At 43.3% G+C, this 21767-nt stretch carries 25 protein-coding genes; 22 read left to right on the top strand and 3 right to left on the bottom strand.

What is annotated here, in order from left to right:
* Nucleotides 1-4: 4 nt before the first annotated feature.
* From mltG to mtnN, 6 genes are all read left to right on the top strand, one after another.
* Nucleotides 5-1123 carry an endolytic transglycosylase MltG gene (gene mltG, locus ACR65H_RS16155; protein ID WP_440501657.1) on the top strand — a complete coding sequence of 373 codons (1119 nt, stop codon included), beginning with the start codon at nucleotides 5-7 and terminating at the stop codon, nucleotides 1121-1123.
* Between the two features lie 28 nt (nucleotides 1124-1151).
* Nucleotides 1152-1793 carry an O-methyltransferase gene (locus tag ACR65H_RS16160; protein WP_440501659.1) on the top strand — a complete coding sequence of 214 codons (642 nt, stop codon included), beginning with the start codon at nucleotides 1152-1154 and terminating at the stop codon, nucleotides 1791-1793.
* A gap of 33 nt (nucleotides 1794-1826) precedes the next feature.
* Entirely contained in the window at nucleotides 1827-2465 is a 639-nt protein-coding gene (gene udk / locus ACR65H_RS16165; RefSeq protein WP_440501660.1) for a uridine kinase, read from the top strand.
* A 101-nt stretch (nucleotides 2466-2566) separates the two neighbouring features.
* On the top strand, nucleotides 2567-3043 hold the full coding sequence (gene greA / locus ACR65H_RS16170; RefSeq protein WP_440501662.1) for a transcription elongation factor GreA: 477 nt from the start codon (nucleotides 2567-2569) through the stop codon (nucleotides 3041-3043).
* A gap of 67 nt (nucleotides 3044-3110) precedes the next feature.
* Nucleotides 3111-3824 carry a YrrS family protein gene (locus tag ACR65H_RS16175; protein WP_440501664.1) on the top strand — a complete coding sequence of 238 codons (714 nt, stop codon included), beginning with the start codon at nucleotides 3111-3113 and terminating at the stop codon, nucleotides 3822-3824.
* Nucleotides 3825-3865: 41 nt separating this feature from the next.
* The gene (gene mtnN, locus ACR65H_RS16180) at nucleotides 3866-4558 is read left to right on the top strand and encodes a 5'-methylthioadenosine/S-adenosylhomocysteine nucleosidase (RefSeq protein ID WP_440501665.1); all 693 of its coding nucleotides are present in this window, start codon (nucleotides 3866-3868) and stop codon (nucleotides 4556-4558) included.
* Nucleotides 4559-4794: 236 nt separating this feature from the next.
* On the opposite strand, the gene sigK is transcribed toward mtnN, so the two are convergent.
* On the bottom strand, nucleotides 4795-5496 hold the full coding sequence (gene sigK, locus ACR65H_RS16185) for an RNA polymerase sporulation sigma factor SigK (protein WP_060206077.1): 702 nt from the start codon (nucleotides 5494-5496) through the stop codon (nucleotides 4795-4797).
* A gap of 169 nt (nucleotides 5497-5665) precedes the next feature.
* Between sigK and ACR65H_RS16190 the strand changes: the two genes are divergently transcribed.
* The 11 genes from ACR65H_RS16190 (at nucleotide 5666) to ACR65H_RS16240 (ending at nucleotide 14267) form a co-directional block, all read left to right on the top strand.
* Nucleotides 5666-6181, top strand: a complete 516-nt coding sequence (locus tag ACR65H_RS16190) for a YqeG family HAD IIIA-type phosphatase (RefSeq protein ID WP_440501668.1) — start codon at nucleotides 5666-5668, stop codon at nucleotides 6179-6181.
* Nucleotides 6169-7284, top strand: coding sequence for a ribosome biogenesis GTPase YqeH (yqeH, locus tag ACR65H_RS16195; protein ID WP_440501669.1), 1116 nt, complete (start codon nucleotides 6169-6171; stop codon nucleotides 7282-7284). Before ACR65H_RS16190 ends, yqeH begins: the two co-directional genes overlap by 13 nt.
* A gap of 13 nt (nucleotides 7285-7297) precedes the next feature.
* Nucleotides 7298-8128, top strand: a complete 831-nt coding sequence (aroE, locus tag ACR65H_RS16200; protein ID WP_440501671.1) for a shikimate dehydrogenase — start codon at nucleotides 7298-7300, stop codon at nucleotides 8126-8128.
* The gene (gene yhbY, locus ACR65H_RS16205; protein ID WP_440501673.1) at nucleotides 8129-8416 is read left to right on the top strand and encodes a ribosome assembly RNA-binding protein YhbY; all 288 of its coding nucleotides are present in this window, start codon (nucleotides 8129-8131) and stop codon (nucleotides 8414-8416) included.
* 10 nt (nucleotides 8417-8426) lie between these two features.
* Nucleotides 8427-9011: a nicotinate-nucleotide adenylyltransferase gene (locus tag ACR65H_RS16210; protein WP_440501674.1), complete on the top strand. Its 585-nt coding sequence runs from the start codon at nucleotides 8427-8429 to the stop codon at nucleotides 9009-9011.
* Nucleotides 8986-9546 carry a bis(5'-nucleosyl)-tetraphosphatase (symmetrical) YqeK gene (yqeK, locus tag ACR65H_RS16215; protein WP_440501675.1) on the top strand — a complete coding sequence of 187 codons (561 nt, stop codon included), beginning with the start codon at nucleotides 8986-8988 and terminating at the stop codon, nucleotides 9544-9546. The genes ACR65H_RS16210 and yqeK overlap by 26 nt, the downstream gene beginning before the upstream one ends.
* A gap of 31 nt (nucleotides 9547-9577) precedes the next feature.
* Complete coding sequence (rsfS, locus tag ACR65H_RS16220) at nucleotides 9578-9922, top strand: ribosome silencing factor (protein WP_440501678.1); 345 nt, start codon at nucleotides 9578-9580, stop codon at nucleotides 9920-9922.
* A complete protein-coding gene (locus ACR65H_RS16225; protein ID WP_440501680.1) occupies nucleotides 9912-10658 on the top strand; it encodes a class I SAM-dependent DNA methyltransferase in 747 nt (248 codons plus the stop codon). The genes rsfS and ACR65H_RS16225 overlap by 11 nt, the downstream gene beginning before the upstream one ends.
* 67 nt (nucleotides 10659-10725) lie before the next feature.
* Entirely contained in the window at nucleotides 10726-11388 is a 663-nt protein-coding gene (locus ACR65H_RS16230; RefSeq protein ID WP_440501681.1) for a helix-hairpin-helix domain-containing protein, read from the top strand.
* A 24-nt stretch (nucleotides 11389-11412) separates the two neighbouring features.
* Nucleotides 11413-11976, top strand: coding sequence for a ComE operon protein 2 (locus ACR65H_RS16235; RefSeq protein WP_440501683.1), 564 nt, complete (start codon nucleotides 11413-11415; stop codon nucleotides 11974-11976).
* Nucleotides 11973-14267 carry a DNA internalization-related competence protein ComEC/Rec2 gene (locus tag ACR65H_RS16240; RefSeq protein ID WP_440501684.1) on the top strand — a complete coding sequence of 765 codons (2295 nt, stop codon included), beginning with the start codon at nucleotides 11973-11975 and terminating at the stop codon, nucleotides 14265-14267. The genes ACR65H_RS16235 and ACR65H_RS16240 overlap by 4 nt, the downstream gene beginning before the upstream one ends.
* A 58-nt stretch (nucleotides 14268-14325) precedes the next feature.
* Here the strand turns inward: ACR65H_RS16240 and ACR65H_RS16245 are convergent, their stop codons facing one another.
* Entirely contained in the window at nucleotides 14326-14460 is a 135-nt protein-coding gene (locus ACR65H_RS16245; RefSeq protein ID WP_082713522.1) for a YqzM family protein, read from the bottom strand.
* A 159-nt stretch (nucleotides 14461-14619) separates the two neighbouring features.
* On the opposite strand from ACR65H_RS16245, the gene holA reads away from it, so the two are divergent.
* Entirely contained in the window at nucleotides 14620-15636 is a 1017-nt protein-coding gene (gene holA / locus ACR65H_RS16250) for a DNA polymerase III subunit delta (protein ID WP_440501686.1), read from the top strand.
* A gap of 376 nt (nucleotides 15637-16012) precedes the next feature.
* Here holA and rpsT read toward each other — a convergent pair whose 3' ends face one another.
* Nucleotides 16013-16264: a 30S ribosomal protein S20 gene (gene rpsT, locus ACR65H_RS16255; protein ID WP_440501688.1), complete on the bottom strand. Its 252-nt coding sequence runs from the start codon at nucleotides 16262-16264 to the stop codon at nucleotides 16013-16015.
* Between the two features lie 166 nt (nucleotides 16265-16430).
* On the opposite strand from rpsT, the gene gpr reads away from it, so the two are divergent.
* The 4 genes from gpr to hemW all read left to right on the top strand — a co-directional run bounded on the left by gpr (nucleotide 16431) and on the right by hemW (nucleotide 21711).
* Nucleotides 16431-17474 carry a GPR endopeptidase gene (gene gpr / locus ACR65H_RS16260; RefSeq protein ID WP_440501689.1) on the top strand — a complete coding sequence of 348 codons (1044 nt, stop codon included), beginning with the start codon at nucleotides 16431-16433 and terminating at the stop codon, nucleotides 17472-17474.
* Between the two features lie 42 nt (nucleotides 17475-17516).
* Nucleotides 17517-18347, top strand: a complete 831-nt coding sequence (gene spoIIP, locus ACR65H_RS16265) for a stage II sporulation protein P (RefSeq protein WP_440501691.1) — start codon at nucleotides 17517-17519, stop codon at nucleotides 18345-18347.
* A 204-nt stretch (nucleotides 18348-18551) separates the two neighbouring features.
* Complete coding sequence (gene lepA, locus ACR65H_RS16270; RefSeq protein WP_440501692.1) at nucleotides 18552-20375, top strand: translation elongation factor 4; 1824 nt, start codon at nucleotides 18552-18554, stop codon at nucleotides 20373-20375.
* A 202-nt stretch (nucleotides 20376-20577) separates the two neighbouring features.
* The gene (gene hemW, locus ACR65H_RS16275; protein ID WP_440501694.1) at nucleotides 20578-21711 is read left to right on the top strand and encodes a radical SAM family heme chaperone HemW; all 1134 of its coding nucleotides are present in this window, start codon (nucleotides 20578-20580) and stop codon (nucleotides 21709-21711) included.
* The last annotated feature ends 56 nt before the right edge of the window (nucleotides 21712-21767 follow it).

Below are 21767 nucleotides of genomic sequence, written 5' to 3' on the forward strand. Positions count from 1 at the left end.
CTAGATGGATAATGGCTCGAAAAAGGATCAAATGTTTGAAAAAATGCTTGAACAGAAGAAAGAAGTAAAGATAGTCAGGCGTATCGTGTTTGTTGTTGCGCTCGTTCTCATCATCGGAGGTCTAATCGGAGGTCGAGCGGTCTATAAATACATAACGGGAGCCCTTCAACCTGTCGATCCGAACTCGGAGGAAGTAATTGAAGTGGAAGTTCCGATTGGATCTGGACTGACATCCATTTCAGAAATGCTGGAAGATAAAGGTCTCATCAAGGATGCTAAGATCTTCAAATATTACGCGAAGTTCAATAATGAATCCCAGTTCCAGGCAGGAACATACGGCTTGACAAAAGCGATGACGTTAGATGAATTGATTGAAAGCCTTAAAACGGGGAAAGTGTATAGGACGCCTGTGTTTACGATGACAATTCCCGAAGGCTTGACGTTGGACCAGATTGCCGCAATCGTTGAAAAAAGGACAAGCATTACGAAAAAAGAGTTTTTGGACTATGTCAATAATGAACAGATAATTACCGATCTGATGGGTAGGTATCCGAACATCCTTACAGAAGAAATCTTGGGAGAGGATGTCAGATATCCACTGGAAGGTTATTTATTCCCTGCGACGTATCCGTTTTATGAAGAAAAACCGACTGTCGATACAGTCGTTTCGACGATGCTAAATGCAACGTCTGATAATATTACTCCATATTTTGCCTATCTTGAAAGTAATGAAAAATCGGTTCATTGGCTGCTCACTTTTGCCAGTTTGCTTGAAAGGGAAGCGACGGCAAAAACGGACCGTGAGACGATCGCTAGTGTGTTTTATAATCGACTCGATGACGGTATGCCATTACAGACCGATCCGACTGTCCTATACGCTTTAGGTGAACATAAGGATCGAGTCTTATTTGAGGATCTTGAAATCCAGGATCCATATAACACGTATGTAAACACCGGTCTTCCTCCAGGTCCGATTGCAAATGCAGGTAAATCTTCGATAGAGGCCGTTGTTGACCCTTCTATTACAGACTATTTATATTTCCTTGCCGACAAGGAAGGAAATAATCACTTTGCGAAGACCTATGATGAGCACTTGGCAAATCGGGCAAAATATATTGATTAAGTGATTCAAAAGAATGGAAGTGCCTTGAATGAAAGACATAGAAGCCTATATTTCGGAATTGCGGGAAGAAGATAACTCGCTGATTCGTGAGATGGAGGAGTTCGCAGCGCAAAATCGTATTCCAATAATGGATCGTAACGGAATAGAAACGTTTATCGGCCTCCTTAGGATTCAGCGTCCAAAGTTTATACTTGAAATCGGAAGCGCAATAGGCTATTCTGCTATCCGGATGGTATCTGCATTAGAGGGAACTTCAGTCGTTACAATTGAACGGGACAAGGAGCGCTATGCATCCGCATTGGAATATATTGAACGAAGCGGTTTTGGGGAGAGGATTACGATCATTGAAGGAGATGCCCTTCTCCTACATGATGAATCGCTTCCTTCCTTGAAGTATGACGCCCTTTTCATCGATGCGGCTAAAGGGCAATATAAGCGATTCTTTGAAAAATACGCAGAGCATTTGACGCCGGGTGGCATCATTTATTGTGATAATATGTTTATGCATGGTGCTGTGATGCTGCCTGATGAAGAAGTGCCAAAACGGAATCGGACGATGATTCGTAATTTGAAGGAATTCACTTCATGGGTCATGAAGCATCCTAAATACGAAACATCATTGCTGCCAGTCGGCGATGGAATCCTGGTTGCTGTCAAAAAGAGGGACTGAGCAAGATCCCTGTAATTTGTGGGAGGAAAAGAAATGGATAAAAGAAAGCCTCTTGTCATCGGTATCGCCGGTGGTTCGGGATCAGGAAAGACAAGTGTAACGCACCGAATTTATGACGTCTTTAAGGAGCACTCCGTTGTCGTCATCGAACAGGACTTTTATTACAAAGACCAATCTCATTTGGAGTTTGAAGAAAGATTGCGGACGAATTACGATCATCCTCTTGCATTCGATACGGATCTGTTGATTGATCATATCGGAAAGCTTCTTGATCGGGAGCCGATTGAAAAGCCGGTTTACGATTATGCGCTTCATACTAGGTCTGATCGAAAAATAGCCATTGAACCGAAAGATGTTATCATTCTTGAAGGAATTCTCGTTTTAGAGGATGAAAGGCTTCGGAATCTCATGGACATTAAACTCTTTGTCGACACGGATGCAGATTTACGCATCATTAGACGCCTTATGAGGGACATAAATGAGCGAGGAAGAACAATCGAATCGGTTATCGAACAATATCTTTCGGTAGTTCGTCCGATGCATAATCAGTTCATTGAACCGACAAAGCGCTATGCGGATATTATCATTCCTGAAGGCGGTCATAATGAAGTTGCAATAGACTTGATGGTCACGAAAATAAAAACAATTCTTGAATTTGGAACGAAATTGTAATATGATAAAGTCAGAATTCAATATAAATAAGACTATGTCGCATACCTCTTGCAGGAGCGGCATAGTGTTTTTATGAACAGGAATATGAGGAGTGTTGTATGATGGTATCAGAGAAAAAGTTTCCGATGACAGCATCGGGTAAGAAGAAATTAGAAGAGGAACTGGAATTCCTAAAAACCGTAAAACGTAAAGAAGTCGTGGAGCGCATCAAAATTGCACGAAGCTACGGAGACCTTTCGGAGAACTCGGAGTACGATTCCGCTAAAGAAGATCAAGCATTTGTAGAAGGCAAAATTTCTACATTGGAGTCGATGATCCGCAACTCTGTCATCATTACAGAAAACGAAATGAATACCGATGAAGTTCAACTCGGGAAAACGGTTACATTCAAGGAGTTGCCCGATGGAGACGAGGAGACATATACAATTGTCGGCTCTGCCGAAGCAAATCCGATCGAAGGGTTGATTTCGAATGATTCCCCGATTGCGAAAGGCTTGATTGGCCGCAGTAAAGGCGACGAAGTGAAGATCTTGACTCCTGGTGGAGAAATGTCGGTCGTTATTGTTGAAATTAAGTGACCTTAAATGGCCGCCTTCAATTGAGGGCGGCCATTACTCGTTAGCAAGAAGATAGGGGGAAGGATATATGAAAGGAAATGATCCTAGATACTCGCGTGTGAATCGGAAGAAAATGCGCAATAAGAGCAACCAGCTATTGAATATTATGATTGGCCTCGTCGTCATGTTAATTATTATTGTCGGTGCTTCTATTATCATTGGCAATAATGACGACGGAAAAGAGAGCGCCCTTAAAGAAGAGGTGCTCGATGATGCCGGTTCATCTACAGATGAGACCCAAGATGAAGAAGATGACTCTAATTCCGAATCCGAGGATGAAAATGGCTCGGGTGAAGAGGAAAGTGAAGGGGAGGGTCAGTCTTCAACTGAAAGCGAGGATGTAAGCGGGTCAGACAGCAGTGATGGAGATGCTAAAGATGAAGAGGAATCTGGCAATGTGACGATTGTTCCGGATAACGACGAGATCATTAAGGAAACTGTTATCAATCCTGGATGGCAGCCGGTCGGCACAGCCCAAACGGGTGTCCACGAATCGAAGTATGACGGTGAATCCGTTGATTGGAATGAGAAGAAGAAGGCAATCTCATATGCAGTCGGACATTCCGAGGAAGAGTTGATCTTCTGGAAAATTAAAAATGGCGGCGGTCCTCAGAAGTCGATTGGTATCGCTTCAACGAGGGACAAATCGGAGAAGTATCGCGTTTATCTTGAATGGGTCGATGAAAAAGGTTGGAAGCCCGTTCAGATGGACATCTTGAATACGTTAGATTTTGAATATTGAACAGTGTCATCTGACACAAGTTCGGTCGGAGGATTTTAAAGATGAAAATAGCTATTATCGGAGCAATGGAGCAGGAAGTAGAAATTTTGAGAGGGAAAATCGAAAACCCGCAAATCGAAACAATTGCAGGATGTGAATTCGTCGAAGGGAAAATCGGCTCCCATGATGTTGTACTTGTGAAAAGCGGAATCGGAAAAGTGAACGCCTCAATTGCGACGACATTGCTTATTCAGAGCTACTCGCCGGATGTCGTCCTTAACACAGGCTCAGCGGGCGGCTTCAAAGAATCTCTTGATGTTGGAACAGTTGTCATTTCAGACGAAGTGAGACATCATGACGTCGATGCAACAGCCTTTGGCTATGAGATTGGTCAAGTACCTGGAATGCCAGCTTCTTATCCGGCAGATGAAAGACTTATCCAGATTGCAAAAGAGGCAGTGGAGGAAATCGGTGAGCATGAACATGCTGTTGGTTTGATCGCTTCTGGTGATGTATTCATGAGCGATGCAAAGCGGGTTGAAATAGTAAAGGAACAATTCCCTGCAATGATTGCAGCGGAAATGGAAGCTGCAGGTGTAGCGCAAGTTTGCCATCAGTTTGGAACGCCGTTTGTTGTCATCCGTGCTTTGTCTGATATTGCAGGTAAGGAATCGTCCATCAGCTTCGATGAATTTTTACCGCTTGCGGCGAAACACTCTTCGGAAATTGTCATGCACGCTATCTCGAAATTCTAAATTGATTATGGTATGATGAAAGCATGATACATATTGCTGCGAAGGAGGTAGTCAAGGATGTTTTATTTAATGGCTGGAGTATTCTTTGTAACAACGGTTATTGCTGTCGTCATCGCTCGTGAGGTAAGTGCAGACTGAGTTCGGCATGTATAAAAGAACGATAAAGAGGCGTTTCCTTTCCGAGGGCCATGGCCCCGTGTCAGGAAACGCCTTTTCATTTGTGCTGTAGATCTGTTTCATTCGTTGTACTCATGCTTAAATAGCTGGTACAGCTTTACGATCGCCCTTTTTTCAATGCGTGAGACATAACTTCTTGAAATGTTCAACTGCTGTGCAATTTCCTTCTGCGTCATCGGTTGGTCGTCGAGTAAGCCGTACCTTCTTTGAATGATTTCCAGCTCTCTGCCGTCCAGCTTGCCTAGATGGCGGTACAGTCTCTCTTTCTGCTCTTTCTGTTGGACAGTGTCAATCGGCGCCTCCTCATCGGTTTGCAACAGATCCGCTATCTGAAGGGACTGACCATCTTTATCCGTCCCGATTGGATCGAATAATGATACATCCTTCTGTACTTTCTTTTGTGTTCGCAAGTACATAAGAATTTCATTTTCAATACAACGGGCCGCATATGTCGCAAGCTTCGTCTTCCGATCGAGTGTAAAACTGTTAACAGCTTTCATAAGCCCGATTGTTCCGATGGAAATATAATCGTCTAGTTGTTCGTGTTTTGGATGGAATTTTTTTACGACATGAGCAACGAGGCGCATATTCCTTTCGATGAGTTCATCTCTTGCACTTTCATCGCCTTCTGCCAATCGTTTCAAGCAATCAGCCTCTTCCGCTTTCGATAGCGGTCGACGGAACGCCTGCCCCCTGATATAACCGACCATAGCAGGGACTTCGACCCACAGTTGGACGAGTGCCATGACAAACCCGCTCATCGGTCCACCTCCTGTGTCGTTATATGACAGCATATGCGATGACTGCTTGTTTACATTCAATATTGCATAAATGGAAATCGTACAGATTTACGGCTTGGTCCAATCCGTGCCATTAGAGGTCAATATGGTATAATCGGAATACAATTAGTGAAATAACGGAGTGGTAAACATGTATAAATATTTCTTGCCAGATGAATATGTTAAAGATATATTTCAAATCTCGCCTGAGGCACTAAAAGAAAGAGGAATTAAAGGAATCATCACCGATTTGGATAATACTTTGGTGGAATGGGATCGTCCTGAAGCGACGCCTGAAATTATTGCATGGGTGAAGATGATGCAAGACGCCGGTCTGCAAGTGACAATCCTTTCGAATAATAATATAGGAAGGGTAGAAACTTTCTGCGGTCCGCTTGGCACCCCGTTCATTTGCGAAGCCCGGAAGCCGTTAGGTAGAAATTTCAAAAACGCTCTCGAAAAGATGGGTTTGAAGAAGGAAGAGGCCGTCATGGTTGGTGACCAGCTTATGACAGATATTTTAGGCGGCAACCGTTTTGGTCTTCATACGATACTCGTAGTTCCTGTTGCAAGCTCGGATGGTTTCGTGACAAAATTCAATAGGATGATCGAAAGAAGAATTATGGCAAAACTGAAAAGACAAGGTTTGATTAAATGGGAGGAATAAGGTTGGAACGACTCACATGCATAGGTTGTGGAATTGAAATTCAGACAGAGGACCCGAAAAAGGAAGGATATGCACCTGCAGCTTCTTTGGAAAAAGAGGAAGTGATTTGCCGCCGCTGTTTCCGTCTTCGGAATTATAATGAACTACAGCCCGTCTCATTGTCGGGTGACGATTTCCTTGCGATTTTGAATGGGATTGGTGAAAAGGACGGGCTTATTATCAAGGTTGTCGATATATTCGATTTCAATGGTAGCTGGATTACTGGATTGCAACGTTTTGTCGGAAAGAAAGACATTCTTTTGATTGGCAATAAGTCCGATGTTCTGCCCAAGTCGATTAATCGCAACCGACTGGTTAACTGGATGAAAACAGAGGCAGCGAAGCTTGGCTTAAAGCCGATAGATGTTATGCTTATTTCTGCACATAAAGGGCATGGCATGGAAGAAGCTCTCGAAGCTATTGATAAATATCGAAAAGGAAAAGATGTCTATGTCGTCGGATGTACGAATGTCGGGAAATCTACATTCATCAACAGAATCATAAAAAATGCGACTGGCATGGGCGAAGTGATTACTACTTCTCATTTCCCAGGGACGACACTCGACTTAGTTGAAATTCCGCTCGATGATGGTAAAGCTATTTACGACACACCGGGCATTATTAACGACCACCAAATGGCTCATCATTTGGATGCAAAAGACTTGAAAGCGATCACGCCAAAGAAGGAACTTAAACCAAAAGTGTTCCAATTGAACGCAGAACAGACACTATTCATCGGTGGTCTTGCGAGATTCGATTTTCTGGCAGGGGATCGCTCGTCCTTTACCATACATGTATCTAATGAAATACCGATTCATCGTACAAAGCTTGAAAATGCCGATTCGTTATATGCAACGCATTTAGGGGAAATGCTTTCTCCGCCAAGTGGTGAATCTCTCGAAAAAATGCCGCCGCTTGTTAGGCACGAATTCTCGATTAAAAAACCGAAAATGGATCTTGTCATTTCGGGATTGGGTTGGATTACTGTGCAGCACCCGGGTGTCGTCGTAGCTGTACATGCGCCTCGTGGAGTCGATGTAGTGCTCCGTCCATCTCTTATTTAAGGAGGATTGCTTCATGAAAAAATGGTATGCGGTCATTGGTGATCCGATAGAGCAATCAAAATCACCAATGATGCACGATATATGGTTTCAAGAAAATGGAATCGATGCATCATATATACCGGTCCATGTGGAGTCGAATCATCTGGAGGATGCCGTAGCAAGCTTGAAAAGATTAGGCTGCAGCGGCTGGAATGTTACGGTGCCTCATAAAAGTGCGATCATCCCATTCATGGATCATGTAGACGAGGAAGCAAGACGAATGAACGCCGTCAATACGGTTAAGGTTCTAGATGATGGAACCCTTTTCGGAACAAACACCGACGGACGCGGCTTTGTAAAATCCTTGCAAGAAATCGGTGCCACATATGATGGCGTCGGCGATCTACTTGTCGTAGGGGCGGGCGGTGCCGCAGCAGGCATTTCCTTTGCACTTGCGTCTGCGGGTTTTGGACCGATCACCATTACGAATCGCACAATCGAGAAAGCGGAAAGAATGACTGAAAGCTTACCGGGTAGTTCCGTTCTCTCATCTGATGAAGCACAAGCGACAATTGAAAAGTTTGGTTTGATCGTTCAGACGACTTCGGTCGGGATGAATTTTGCCCATAATGGAATGCCGCTTGATCCGGCTCGTATATCGGACGGAACAATTGTAGCTGATATTATTTATAATCCGTTGGAAACCGAATTTTTACGCCATGCCCGGGAGGCTGGCGGCAAGACAATCAATGGTGTCGGAATGTTTGTCCATCAAGGTGCTTTGGCCTTTGAACTATGGACAGGCATTTATCCTGATACTAAAAAAATGAATGAATTAATTTCAAATGAACTTGGAGGAAAATAAATGTTAACAGGTAAACAGAAAAGTTATTTGCGAAGTGAAGCGCATCATCTTCAACCAATCTTTCAAATTGGAAAGGGTGGTTTGACTGAGCCGATCATCAAACAAATCGAAGAGGCGCTGGAAGCCCGTGAGTTAATAAAAGTGAGCATTCTTCAAAACTGTGAAGAAGATAAAACTGATATTGCAACAAAACTTCAAGAGGCTGGAATCGGAGTTGTTCAAGTGATTGGAAAAATCCTTGTACTATATAAAGAGTCGAAGGAGAAAAAGCGGATCGTTTTACCTTAAGGAGGACAACATGAAAAAGGTCGGACTGTTGGGCGGTACTTTCAATCCACCGCATATCGGGCATCTCATCATGGCAAATGAAGTGAAGCATGCATTGCAACTCGATGAAGTAAGGCTCATGCCAACTTCAATTCCTCCCCATAAGGCGGATCCTTCAGATGCAACTCCTGTACAACGATTGCGGATGGTTGAAATCGCCGTATCAGACACTCCTGGATTACACTCATCTTCATTTGAAGTGGATAGGGGAGGTGTCTCGTATACGTTTGATACGATGAAAGCTTTGACGGAACAAGAGCCGGGCACGGAATTCTTTTTTATCATCGGCGGCGATATGATTGATATGTTGCACAAATGGTATAAAATCGATGAGCTGATGAATATAGTGACGTTTGTTGGTGTAGCGAGACCGGGTACAATAGGGAAAACGCGATATCCAATTACAATGGTTCAAATTCCTGAAATTGATTTGTCATCGACCTTGATTCGTAAACGAATGCAAACTGGAGGCACAATTCAATATCTCGTTCCGGATGATATTGAGACATATATCCGACAGGAGGGACTTTATGCAAACCGGCCCGTTACGGATTGAACTTGAAAAAAGATTACCGAGAAAACGATTTGAACATGTAGTAAGAGTTACGGAAACGGCTAAGGAAATGGCTTCCCGTTTTGGAATACCGGTGGAAAAGGCAGAACAGGCAGCTCTTTTCCATGATATTGCGAAATTCATGGAACCTTCCGAAATGCGTAGACTAATTGAAGAGAATGGTGAGGACGCTAGGCTTCTTTCTTTCCATCACGAACTTTGGCATGCGGCTGCTGGATGCATCATCGCGGAGAAAGAATTCGGCGTAGAGGATCCGGATATCCTAAACGCTATCCGCTATCATACAACTGGCAGAGCTGGCATGTCCCCTCTTGAGAAACTTATTTACATTGCCGATCTTATTGAGCCTGGACGAGAATTTCCGGGCATCGATGAATTGCGCAAGAGTGCTGAACAGCAGATTGACGACGCGATGAAAGCTTGTATCGTTCACTCGGTGCTTTATTTAATCGATCGGCGTGCGTCTGTTTTTCTGGACTCCATCGAATGCTATAATGAACACGTACAACGAATTTGAAACAGCCAACTATGAAAGGAAACGTGAAAATATGCCAACTTTACTTGAAACAGCCTATAATGCAGTAGACGATAAGAAAGGGCAAGATATTGTCGTTTTAAATATGGAAGGGATCTCACTCATCGCAGACCAATTCATCATTTGCCATGCGAACTCTGAGCGCCAAGTGCAAGCGATTGCCAGGGAAGTCGCCGATAAAGCTGCAGAGAACGAATTTGAAGTGAAAAGAGTAGAAGGTCTTGAAAATGGAAGATGGGTTCTCGTCGATTTGGGCGATGTAGTCGTTCACGTATTCCATAAGGACGAGCGCGGTTATTATAACTTGGAGAAGTTATGGGGAGACGCTCCATCACTGAACATGGATAATGGACAATAAAGAAGCTTATACAGATTTCGCCCTCGTCTATGATGAATTGATGACCGATATCCCTTACGATGCTTATGTCGATTTGATCTCCATTGCAGCGAACGGGGTAAAAGGAAAGAAAATCATCGATGTCGGTTGCGGGACAGGGCTGCTATCTGTGAAACTATCGAAAGCTGGAGCGATTGTTACGGGAATTGATCTTTCTCGAGACATGCTTAATATAGCGGAAAAACGTGCAAATGACCTTTCATTGAAAATCGATTTTCAGGAAAAGCCTATGCAAGAAATAGATGGGACGGAGCAATATGACGCTGCTGTCATTGCAATTGATTCCCTTAACTATTTGTCTGACCGTGAAAGTGTCCTATCAACCTTCAAAGGAATCCATTCGGTCTTGAAAAGCGGTGGAGTGCTCATTTTCGACGTGCATTCCACTTTCAAGACCGATGTCATTTTCATGGAAGGGCCTTTCACGTTCGACAACGACCGTATTGCGTACATTTGGCATACGGAGGAAGGCGATGTGGATCATTCCGTCCTATCTGAACTAAGCTTCTTCGTCAGAGAAGAAAGCGGTCTTTATCGTCGTTTTAATGAAAAGCATGTACAACGGACTTTTCACGTGTATGAATATGTGGATTTCTTACGGGAAGCCGGTTTTACGTTAGAACGCATCTTTGCTGACTGGGAGGATGAGCCTCCGCACGAAGAAAGTGAAAGAATATTTTATCAAGCGCGTAAATGAATCTTTCATTTTTCGTTGTAATCATATATAGTGGGATATGACTCCATATGGATGCCTCATAGAAAGGGTGGGAAAGCTGTTTCTATCGATCGTATCCGGAAAATGGCGTAAGATCATCACCCCTATCGCAGCAATCGCTGTACTTTCCGCAATTCTGTTCTTTCCCCGAGGACAGGCAGGCAGTAAACAGACAGCCGCAAGCGGACAAACCCCAATTATTGATGTATTACAAGAGCAAGACGAAGAGCATGAGCAACCGATTGATATCGTTGAGGCGGCTTCGTCTATGATTATGGTGGATATTCAAGGCGCCGTTAAATATCCGGGTGTCTATTCACTAAATGAGGGCGATCGTCTCATCGATGCGATTCATGCTGCGGGAGGCTATCTGGCAGAGGCAGACTCCCGAATGCTCAACCATGCGATGAAACTACCCGACGAATTTTTTATTTATATTCCGAGACACGGTGAAGAAGTTGACTTTTCTGATGCCTCTATCTTATCCCATCCACTGTTGGGTGAAGAGGAGGATGATGGAAAAGTGAATATTAATACTGCGGATGCTCAGCAACTTATGACGATCCCGGGAATTGGACCTGCTAAGGCGACTGCCATTATTCAATATCGGGAGGAGCATGGTCCATTCGCTTCACCGGAATCGATAATGGAAGTATCGGGAATCGGGCAAAAGACATTTGAAAATCTTGAGTCTTTCATTACAGCAAAATAATTGATACTTTTTGGAGGCATACATATGGAGCGTATTACATGGGATCAGTTTTTCATGGCGCAATGCCATTTGTTAGCAGTAAGAAGCACATGTACAAGGCTGACAGTCGGGGCGACAATTGTCAGAGACAACAGGATTATTGCTGGGGGCTATAACGGTTCCATATCAGGCGGAGACCATTGCATCGATCATGGATGCTATGTCGTCGGGAATCATTGTGTGCGAACTATTCACGCGGAAATGAACGCGTTACTCCAATGTGCGAAATACGGAAGTCCTGTTGAAGGAGCATCGTTATATGTTACACATTTCCCGTGCTTGCAATGTTCAAAAGCGATCATCCAATCAGGAATTAAGACCGTCAATTACGCATCAGATTATAAAAACGACGAGTACGCTTTAGAGCTTTTCAAACAATCCGGAGTCGAAATTAGGCATATTCCTTTTGATGTGAGGGAAGTCGATTTCTCGAAGGAAGGGAAGCTAGAGCTTATTAATGACTTGCTTGTAGAAATGAAATCATTGGGTGCGCCCGCTGAAGAACTTGTTCCATTTAAAAGAAGGATGGATGACCTATTTGGCAAGTGATCAGTGAAGTTCGTTTTATTTATATTTGTATTCCGGTCGCCGTATCCGCTTTTGCTGCATACGGCCCGGTTCAAGTATTACTCCTCAACCTTTTGCTTATCCCCATCTTTCTTCGTAGAAAAGAAGCTATCACTCCCATTCTTGCATTGGTGGCTTCATTACTCTCCTATTTTTTCATTTCCATGCATGTACCTGAAATTAACGAAAGCGGACAGCAAACAATCATTAATCTTACATGGACAGATCAAGTAAAAATCGACGGTGGCAAAATGAAAGGCTTTGCAAAAACCGACTCTGGTGACGTTGTGTATGCCTTGCTGAAATTTGAAAACGAAGCGCAGAAATTGCAATTCCAAAACTTACATATCCCTTCATATCGATTTACATTGGAAGGTTCCTTTCAAGAACTACCGCGCTCCGCACATGAATATTCCTTTAACATGGAGCGTTATTTGAACATGTACGGTGCAGTAGGCATGTTTGAATCCGATAGATTGAAAGGATATGGACTAAATACCGGATTACAGAAAATATTGGCTGAGCATAGATGGAACGTGAAGCATCACATTAAGGAAACCTTTCCCGAATCCCTCATAGTGGAAGCGGAAGCTTTACTAATTGGAGATCGAAGCGGTATGGACGAAGAGGTGGCTTCTAGGTACAGGATGCTCGGAATAACTCATCTTTTCGCCATATCTGGCCTCCATGTCGGGCTGTTGACGTTTTTATTTCGTCATCTACTAATCAGATTATCGATCAGAATTGAAACAATTGATAATTTGCTGATTGTTCTATTGCCGCTATATGCAGTTATGGCTGGCGGCGCCCCATCGGTATGGCGGGCTGTGTCCGTGACGATTATAATCTTGTTGACGGCGACAGGGCGATTCAAGATAAGGATGGATGATGCACTTTCTTTGAGTGCAATCGGCTTTATACTTTGGCAGCCGTTTGTCGTATTCCAGCCTGGTTTTCAACTTTCTTATTTGGCGGCATTCTCACTAATTTACTCAGTAAAGATTCTATCACGCCATGCATCCGCAATAATGGTGTCATTTCTCGTGACGACCATTACTCAATTGGCGTTGTATCCGGTTCTCTTATATCACTTCTACGAGTTGTCTCTGTCGTCTTTCTTTGTGAATCTTTTTTATGTTCCTCTTTATTCTTTTGTCATTCTGCCGATGAATATCATTTTGCTTTTATTGTCTTTTATAATGCCTCCAATTGCACATGCAGTTTTTTTATTCTATGAACCGCTAAGAGGCTGGGTCGAGACTCTTACTGTATTTCTAGCTTCCATCCCGTACCAAGTATGGGTGCCTGGTCGACCGGGAATCCTTGCGTCCGCATTAGCTGTCGGTGGTACATTCCGGTTTCTCATTGTCCTTGAAAGGGGAATAAATGCAATTCGAGCTATGCCGTTCATCATAGTTCCTGCGATTCTCATCCACATCATCCCCTATGCTGAATCAGAGTTAAGAGTGACATATCTTGATGTGGGACAGGGTGACTCAATCGTCATCGAACTACCCTATCGGCGAGGGGTATATGTCATTGATACAGGAGGAGCAGTGAGTTTTGGAGAACCGAATTGGCGCACACCGGAAAAAGTATTTGAAGTTGGCAGGAGCATAGTTGTTCCGTATTTGAAAGGAAGGGGTATTACGACAATTGATAAATTGATTATCTCTCATGCGGACAGTGACCATATGGAAGGTGCGGATGAAGTGATTGAGGAGGTACAAGTCAAGGAAATCCATATTTCACCGGGTAGTGAAAAAGAAAAGACGATGGAAGATGTGTTTCGTTTAGCTGGAGAAAAGAGGATACCGATATTTGCGATGACAGAAGGAGCAAATTGGTCGGTTACATCCGTCAATTTGTTCTATATAGCGCCTTCTGGAGGTGCTTACAAAGGGAATGATAGCTCTCTCGTACTTTACATGACGACAAAAGGGCCATCGTTTCTTTTTACTGGAGATTTAGAGATTGAAGGGGAGAAGAAGCTAATTAGAAAATATGGAGATTTGGATTGGGGAAAATTGATTCTGAAAGCAGGCCATCATGGCAGTCAAACTTCCAGTTCCGATGAATTCATACGAGCTCTACAACCGGTACTGTCAATTTTCTCTTATGGCAACAATAATCGGTATGGCCATCCACACGCAACAGTTGTGGAGACGTTTGAAAAATATCAAATTCCGATGATGGCTACAGCAGATCATGGCTCCATAACGATTTCCGTGAAGAGAGATGGCAGTTATACTATTTTGACACGAGAAAAATGAAAAGGCGGCCATGTCCATTTCGTTATCGAAATGAACAAGCCGCCCTTCAGGAGTGCTATTAGTGCGCGACGAAGTCTATAATTGTAGCAATAACGAAAATTGCAGAAAAAGCAACGAAAGCTACAATGAAACCGACACCAGAGTCAATTAAATCATTGCGTTTAGACTGTACGTCATGTTCAAACTCATTCATTGCTACACCTCCTAATTCCTTTATAGTATAGATGATACCGGATAAAAAATCTATATCAAACGATCTTTTATGCCGAGTTTATGACAAACGACACAAATTGTTCATAGTCGTGTATCGGTAATGTATAATGAAACAATGTGAGTGACTGGAGGGATTCAGATGGTCAACGCTATATGGAAGAGTATAGGAGAAGGGAAAATCGAACCTGTTTATTTATTGACAGGCATCGAACAGCATCTAATTGACACGACAATTAAAAGAATTACAAAGGCGATGCCGGATATCGATGAAAGTTCGGTCATCCGCTTCGATTTAGAAGAAACGCCAATAGAAGCAGTTCTTGAAGAGGCGGATACACTACCTTTTTTAGAAGATAGGAAATTGATCATCGCGAATAATGCATCTTTTTTGAAGGCAGCCGATAAGGCAAAAGAGAAAGTTGTACATAATATTACATTGCTTGAAACGTGGTTAGACAATCCTTCGCCAACAGCGACTGTCCTCTTCTTAGCACCTTATGAAAAACTGGACGGTCGGAAAAAGATCGTAAAGGTGATGCAGCAAAAAGCGATCGTCGTAGAAGCGATGCCGCTGACAGGCCGTGATCTGACAACTTGGATTCAAAACGAAGCAGGTACGAACGGCATTAAAATCAGCCCGGAAAATGCACAAGTCCTCGTCGATATGGCAGGCGACAGCCTTTTGACACTATCGAATGAAATTAACAAAATCGGAATGTATATGAATAGCAATGGCGACGTAACGAGAGAAATCGTCGAAATGCTTGTCCCCCGCCTGCCTGAAATGGACGTCTTCCGCCTGACGGACGCATATATGACCGGCAATGTGAAAAGAACGATATCGATTTACCATGACCTGCTTCGAAATGGAGAAGAGCCGATCATGCTGACATCCCTCATAGCGGGACAAATACGCCTAATGATTCACGTTAAATCATTAGTGAAAAAAGGATACCAGCAACAGCAAATCGCAAAAACATTAAACGTGCATCCATACCGTGTAAAGCTGATTATGGAAAATAGGAGCATCCCCCAAATGGAAAGGCTTCTTCTCATTTTGCAAAAGCTGGCAAATATCGATCACCAATTGAAGTCAACAAGCGGAAAAAGGGAAAGAGTTCTAGAAATCTTCTTTATGGAGCCACTGAGGGTATAAATACAATTTTTATGGTGGGTGGTACTTTAAAGTATAGGTTAGCAGAATTCTTACGAGGATTGGAGCGGAAGGCGGCGACTCCAGCGGGAACAGCGCGAGCTGAAAGCCCCACAGGAACGCAGTGACGAGGAGATTGAAGCCGTGCCCGCGGAAAGCGTCCGTCTGAAGCGGAAATCCGGGTTTATAGCATTTTTATAAATAGAAAAGGCTGTCCACTTTGTCGAGTTAACGACACAAGTGACAGCCTTTTTTACGTCCAGACTTCGGGTGGTAGCTGTTCGGGTCATAAGCCAGCTCTGCTGTACGGCTAAAAGCACCATTTCGCAGATCTGTCTTATGCCTGTCGCAGCTAACCGCCACCCTCCGCTTTTGATTATTACAAAGCTTTTTTTGTAAGACGTGCTTTTTGACGAGCAGCTGTATTTTTGTGGATAAGACCTTTACGAGCAGCTGTGTCCAATTTTTTGACTGCGTCTTTCAAAAGTTCAGAAGCGTTCTCTTCTTTATTGATGAGCGCAGTGTCAGCTTTACGTACAGCAGTACGCATTGCAGCTTTGATTTGTGAGTTCTGCTCATTCGCAGCGGCACTTTGTTTTACGCGCTTAATTGCACCTTTGATGTTTGGCATTCCATTCACCTCCAATTTCAGGTAAGGCAAGAGTGTTTCCATAATAGTATTCGGATATCTCTTTACAACATTAACATTTTAGCAAAAACCTAGCTTTAACGCAATAAAAATATGCAAAGAATATTTCCTTGACACAACGTGCAAACTGCATGTTGAGGTGATGACAATGGATAAATACGATTTTTACCGTACCGACCTGCTCGTGGAAAACGAGGAAATGGTTCGCCATCGGACGGAAAAAGAAAAGCAGAAATTAAAGGATTCCGAAGGCATACAATTTGACGAACGGAGACAAGGAAGGGTTATCTTGACATCCGTCAAAATTAATGCTGAAGGCGAGAAGAAGATCGGCAAGAAAATGGGTACCTATTTGACATTGACAAACCCTACGTTAACGCACACGGATCGTGAAGGGCTACAAGAGATGGCGAATATACTCAAATCGAAACTGACAGAACTTACCACAGGAATAAAGAATTTACGGACAGGAAAAATCCTCATGGTCGGTCTAGGAAATCGTGAAGTAACTCCAGACGCTGTTGGCCCGTTGACAATGGATCGATTGAAAGAAATCGTTCCCTTATACTATTCGGACGAAGGGAGTGAACTGTTCGTCTATGCACCAGGAGTGACGATTCAGACTGGTCTCGAGACGGCTGATTTCGTAAAAGCGTTAGTGAATGAAATCCAACCTGATGTATTGATTGTTATTGATGCGCTTGCTGCCCGGGACAGTTCGAGACTGTGCAAAACAATTCAGATGACAGACACGGGCATACATCCCGGCTCAGGTGTAGGAAATAGTCGTAAAGAGCTATCAAGAGAGACATTGGGCATCCCAGTCATTGCAATTGGCATCCCAACTGTCGTGGACGGTCCGGTATTAATTGCAGATGCTATCAATACTCTTTTTAGTTACATCGCTTCCAAAATAGAGGAGGAGAGTAATCCATCCTCCAGGCTATCCGTCGGGAATTGGTTGCATACTCCAAACAAGGATGCGGACCGGACGAAGCTAATTCCGATTTTCGGAGATTGGACATCGTGGCCGCATGAGGAAAGGGTTCAATTATTTGAGGAAGTATTATCGAATCATGATTTGAATACATTCATTTCCCCGAAAGAGATCGACTCCTGGGCGGCACTTTACTCAGAAGTATTAACGGATTCCATAAGTGAATGGATTGAGGAAATCAAAACAAGTCATTGACCTATCCCCCCGCGCATATAGTTGAAGACGGGGGGATGTCGCATGAAGAAAAATCTGCAAATATGGACTGCAATCGTATTCGTTCTTTTCCTTTTCCCAGTACTCATCCAATTCATACCGGAAGATTCAAAAATCACAAATTCCAAAATAATAAAGGAAAACGCCCTCATCGTCTATGCATCAAATGTAGTGGCAGTGGATGAGCCAGTTCCTGAAGTTGAAAGTGAAGCCGAAGTAGATGTCGAAGAAAAACCTAGACTTGGTACAGTATTGATTTATAATACACATTCCACTGAAGCATACAAGCCGATCACAAAAGCAGTGGATGGAAAAATCGCTGTAAACCATCAGGTTGAAAATGTTGTGAAGATGAGCGAAAAACTTAAAAGCTTACTTGAAATCAATGGTATGGATGCAGAAACGCTAAAAAAGGAAGTACCATATGCACGCGCCTATAAGGATATAAGGCCGTTTGTGAAAAAGCAGCTTTCTGAAAAAGAGTATGATTTAATTATTGACATTCATCGGGATTCAGTAGGTCCCGAAAAGACGACAATCGTACACGAAGAGGAACGTTACGCGAAAGTCGCTTTTGTACTCGGTTTGGATAATCCTTCCTACAAGAAAAACGAAGCGATGACGAATAGATTGAAAGCAGAAATGGAAAAGAGGATACCGGGTATTACGAGAGATGTCATTCCAAAAGGTGGGGCAGGTGTGGATGGGAAATATAACCAAGATCTTCACCCGAACCTTGTATTATTGGAACTTGGCGGGATCGGAAACACAGAAGAAGAGCTGAACAGGACGTTAGCAGTCATTTCAGAAGCAATTGTGGAAATGTTCAATGAGAATGAATCAATAGGGAAATGAATGAAATCAAAGGCTTTGTGGATAAACATCCATGAAGCCTTTTTAGATGTGCAAAGACCAATCTTTATCAAAACGCCGTCATCTGTTAGACTTGATAAGTCAAATGAATGCTTTCATTATTTGATTTTCGGGAATAAGAAAATGTAACATGTTTATCAGTTATTTGCTATAATGCAAATAGCTTATATAGGAGTGAACTGACAGATGAATAATGAAGAAAGATTGGCACGTCAAAAAAATATTAGAAACTTCTCGATCATTGCCCATATCGATCACGGGAAATCGACGTTGGCCGATCGTATATTGGAAAAGACAGAAACAGTGAGCTCTCGAGAAATGAAATCACAGACACTGGATTCAATGGATTTAGAGCGCGAACGTGGAATCACAATAAAATTAAACGCAGTGCAGTTATCATACACGGCTAAAAATGGCGAAGAGTATACGTTTCACTTAATCGATACTCCGGGTCACGTCGACTTTACGTACGAAGTGTCACGAAGCCTCGCAGCATGTGAAGGGGCTATCCTAGTTGTCGATGCAGCACAAGGGATTGAAGCACAAACATTGGCGAATGTTTATTTGGCATTGGACAATGATCTGGAAATTTTACCTGTCATTAATAAAATCGACTTACCTGCAGCAGACCCTGATAAAGTGAAGCAGGAAATAGAAGATGTTATTGGTCTTGATGCTTCCGAGGCAGTCCACGCATCCGCGAAAGCTGGCATCGGTATCGAAGAGATTCTCGAGCAGATTGTCGAGAAAGTACCTGCTCCAATTGGAGATCCGGAAGCGCCATTAAAGGCGTTGATCTTCGACTCACATTATGATCAGTACAAAGGTGTCATCGTCAACATTAGAATTGTAGAAGGAACAGTCAAGCCTGGAGATAAGATTCGTATGATGGCGACAGGAAAAGAATTTGAAGTCATCGAAACAGGAGTATTCACGCCAAAGATCTCCTTGCGAGATGAATTGTCGGTAGGCGATGTAGGATTCCTATCCGCCGCCATTAAAAATGTCGGGGATACGCGGGTCGGGGATACGATTACGAACGCGAAAAATCCTGCGACTGAACCGTTGCCGGGCTATCGGAGACTAAATCCGATGGTGTTCTGCGGGTTGTACCCGATTGACTCGTCCAAATATGTTGATTTGCGCGAAGCGCTCGAAAAACTTGAGTTGAATGACTCAGCTTTAGAATATGAAGCAGAGACATCTCAAGCACTAGGCTTTGGATATCGATGCGGATTCCTCGGACTCCTCCATATGGAAATCATCCAGGAGCGGATTGAACGGGAATTCAAGATAGACTTAATAACTACTGCCCCGAGTGTTGTATACAATGTTGTTACTACAGATGGAAAAGAATTGAAAGTAGACAACCCATCTATGATGCCGGACGCACAAAAGATCGATCACGTCGAAGAGCCGTATGTGAAAGCATCGATTATGGTGCCGAATGAATACGTCGGTGCAGTAATGGAACTTTGTCAGCAAAAACGAGGTAATTTCAAGACGATGGATTACTTGGATTCATCTCGTGTTAATATCATCTATGAATTGCCTCTTGCTGAAATTGTATATGACTTTTTCGATCAATTGAAATCGGGCACGAAAGGTTATGCGTCGCTTGACTATGAATTGATTGGCTATAAAACATCGAAGCTTGTTAAAATGGATATCCTGTTGAATGGTGAGCAGGTCGACGCACTTAGCTTCATTGTCCATCGCGACTTTGGCTACGAGCGCGGTAAAGCAATCGTTGAAAAACTGAAGACGCTTATCCCGCGTCAGCAGTTCGAAGTGCCTGTCCAAGCTGCCATCGGTCAAAAAATCGTTGCCCGTTCGACAATCAAATCGATCGGTAAAAACGTTCTTGCCAAATGTTACGGCGGAGACATCTCCCGTAAACGAAAATTGCTAGAAAAGCAAAAGGAAGGGAAAAAGCGGATGAAGCAAGTCGGTTCCGTCGAAGTTCCCCAAGAAGCGTTCATGGCAGTTCTCAAAATGGACGAGGACTAAAGCGAAGTGAGCCTGAATTGAGACGACGGGCATAAGGCGAAGATGCGGAGTGGCGCTTTTTGCCACAGAGCAGCTTTGACTTATGACCCCGAGTCTCTGGCTCACGGAGCTGGATGAAGACTGATATTAAAAAAAGAAAAGGAGTCCAAAATTGGGCTCCTTTTTGCACGACCGGCATTGCCGAGGAAAGGGGACACAATAAATGCGAGGCATGTATATTCATATTCCTTTCTGCCACCAGATTTGCCATTACTGTGATTTCAATAAAGTGTTCTTTAAAAATCAACCTGTAGATGAGTATATCGAATCGATCGGAAACGAGCTTGCAATCATGGTGAAGGAAGGCCACTCTTTCGAAGGACTGGAGACGGTCTTCCTTGGAGGCGGAACACCGACTTCGTTATCGGAGAAGCAGTTAGATCGTCTGCTTGAAATAATCCATCAACATGTCGATGTACAATCTCTGCGGGAATTTTCGACGGAAGCAAATCCCGATGAATTGACCCGTGGAAAACTGGCTGTCTTAAAAAATGGAGGCGTCGAACGGCTCAGCATCGGCGTACAGTCTTTTGACGAGCAACTATTAAAAAGGATCGGCAGGACGCATGGGGCAAATACTCCGCAAAAGGTCATCCGAGAAGCGCGTGAAATCGGCTTTGAAAACATAAGCATCGATCTCATCTATGGATTGCCAGAGCAGTCTATCCGCCAATGGGAAGATACACTCGATAAAGCACTAGCATTGGAACTGCCCCATTATTCCGGATACTCGCTTATCGTCGAGCCGAAAACAGTATTTTATAACTTGATGAATAAAGGAAAGTTGCCTTTGCCGGGTGAGGATATGGAGGCAGAGATGTTTTCCATGCTAATTGATCGCATGGATCAAGAGGGCAAACAGCAATATGAAATTAGCAATTTTGCGAATCCAGGGAATGAATCGATACATAATCTCATTTATTGGGATAATGACGAGTATGCTGGAATCGGCGCAGGAGCTCATGGTTATTTGAAAGGACAAAGGTATGCAAATTACGGTCCGCTCAAAAAATATATGGAATCTATGGAAAGCGGGTCGCGTCCTATAATGGAAAAGCATGAAGTGACGTTGACAGAAGAAATGGAAGAAGAAATGTTTTTAGGGCTACGAAAAATGGACGGTGTATCTCTACATTTATTCAAATCGAGATTCGGGAAATCGTTGACAGATGTGTATGGCGATGTTCTTGAGGAACTATCCGGAAAAGGACTGATTTATGAATCTGAGGGTAGTATAAAATTGACAGGGAAAGGCGTATTTCGAGGGAACGAAGTATTCCAGCAATTTCTTAAATGATCGAGGCTTAATTCGTTGACACTGACAATACGATTTGTTAAATTATGAGTAGTATT

This window comes from Sporosarcina sp. SAFN-015, assembly GCF_059415085.1.

Excerpts from the sequence above, each read along its gene's own strand:
- mltG (WP_440501657.1), top strand. The coding sequence starts at position 5 with ATGGATAATGGCTCGAAAAAGGATCAAATGTTTGAAAAAATGCTTGAA.
- ACR65H_RS16160 (WP_440501659.1), top strand. The coding sequence starts at position 1,152 with ATGAAAGACATAGAAGCCTATATTTCGGAATTGCGGGAAGAAGATAAC.
- udk (WP_440501660.1), top strand. The coding sequence starts at position 1,827 with ATGGATAAAAGAAAGCCTCTTGTCATCGGTATCGCCGGTGGTTCGGGA.
- greA (WP_440501662.1), top strand. The coding sequence starts at position 2,567 with ATGGTATCAGAGAAAAAGTTTCCGATGACAGCATCGGGTAAGAAGAAA.
- ACR65H_RS16175 (WP_440501664.1), top strand. The coding sequence starts at position 3,111 with ATGAAAGGAAATGATCCTAGATACTCGCGTGTGAATCGGAAGAAAATG.
- mtnN (WP_440501665.1), top strand. The coding sequence starts at position 3,866 with ATGAAAATAGCTATTATCGGAGCAATGGAGCAGGAAGTAGAAATTTTG.
- sigK (WP_060206077.1), bottom strand. The coding sequence starts at position 5,496 with ATGAGCGGGTTTGTCATGGCACTCGTCCAACTGTGGGTCGAAGTCCCT.
- ACR65H_RS16190 (WP_440501668.1), top strand. The coding sequence starts at position 5,666 with ATGTATAAATATTTCTTGCCAGATGAATATGTTAAAGATATATTTCAA.
- yqeH (WP_440501669.1), top strand. The coding sequence starts at position 6,169 with ATGGGAGGAATAAGGTTGGAACGACTCACATGCATAGGTTGTGGAATT.
- aroE (WP_440501671.1), top strand. The coding sequence starts at position 7,298 with ATGAAAAAATGGTATGCGGTCATTGGTGATCCGATAGAGCAATCAAAA.
- yhbY (WP_440501673.1), top strand. The coding sequence starts at position 8,129 with ATGTTAACAGGTAAACAGAAAAGTTATTTGCGAAGTGAAGCGCATCAT.
- ACR65H_RS16210 (WP_440501674.1), top strand. The coding sequence starts at position 8,427 with ATGAAAAAGGTCGGACTGTTGGGCGGTACTTTCAATCCACCGCATATC.
- yqeK (WP_440501675.1), top strand. The coding sequence starts at position 8,986 with ATGCAAACCGGCCCGTTACGGATTGAACTTGAAAAAAGATTACCGAGA.
- rsfS (WP_440501678.1), top strand. The coding sequence starts at position 9,578 with ATGCCAACTTTACTTGAAACAGCCTATAATGCAGTAGACGATAAGAAA.
- ACR65H_RS16225 (WP_440501680.1), top strand. The coding sequence starts at position 9,912 with ATGGACAATAAAGAAGCTTATACAGATTTCGCCCTCGTCTATGATGAA.
- ACR65H_RS16235 (WP_440501683.1), top strand. The coding sequence starts at position 11,413 with ATGGAGCGTATTACATGGGATCAGTTTTTCATGGCGCAATGCCATTTG.
- ACR65H_RS16245 (WP_082713522.1), bottom strand. The coding sequence starts at position 14,460 with ATGAATGAGTTTGAACATGACGTACAGTCTAAACGCAATGATTTAATT.
- holA (WP_440501686.1), top strand. The coding sequence starts at position 14,620 with ATGGTCAACGCTATATGGAAGAGTATAGGAGAAGGGAAAATCGAACCT.
- rpsT (WP_440501688.1), bottom strand. The coding sequence starts at position 16,264 with ATGCCAAACATCAAAGGTGCAATTAAGCGCGTAAAACAAAGTGCCGCT.
- gpr (WP_440501689.1), top strand. The coding sequence starts at position 16,431 with ATGGATAAATACGATTTTTACCGTACCGACCTGCTCGTGGAAAACGAG.
- spoIIP (WP_440501691.1), top strand. The coding sequence starts at position 17,517 with ATGAAGAAAAATCTGCAAATATGGACTGCAATCGTATTCGTTCTTTTC.
- lepA (WP_440501692.1), top strand. The coding sequence starts at position 18,552 with ATGAATAATGAAGAAAGATTGGCACGTCAAAAAAATATTAGAAACTTC.
- hemW (WP_440501694.1), top strand. The coding sequence starts at position 20,578 with ATGCGAGGCATGTATATTCATATTCCTTTCTGCCACCAGATTTGCCAT.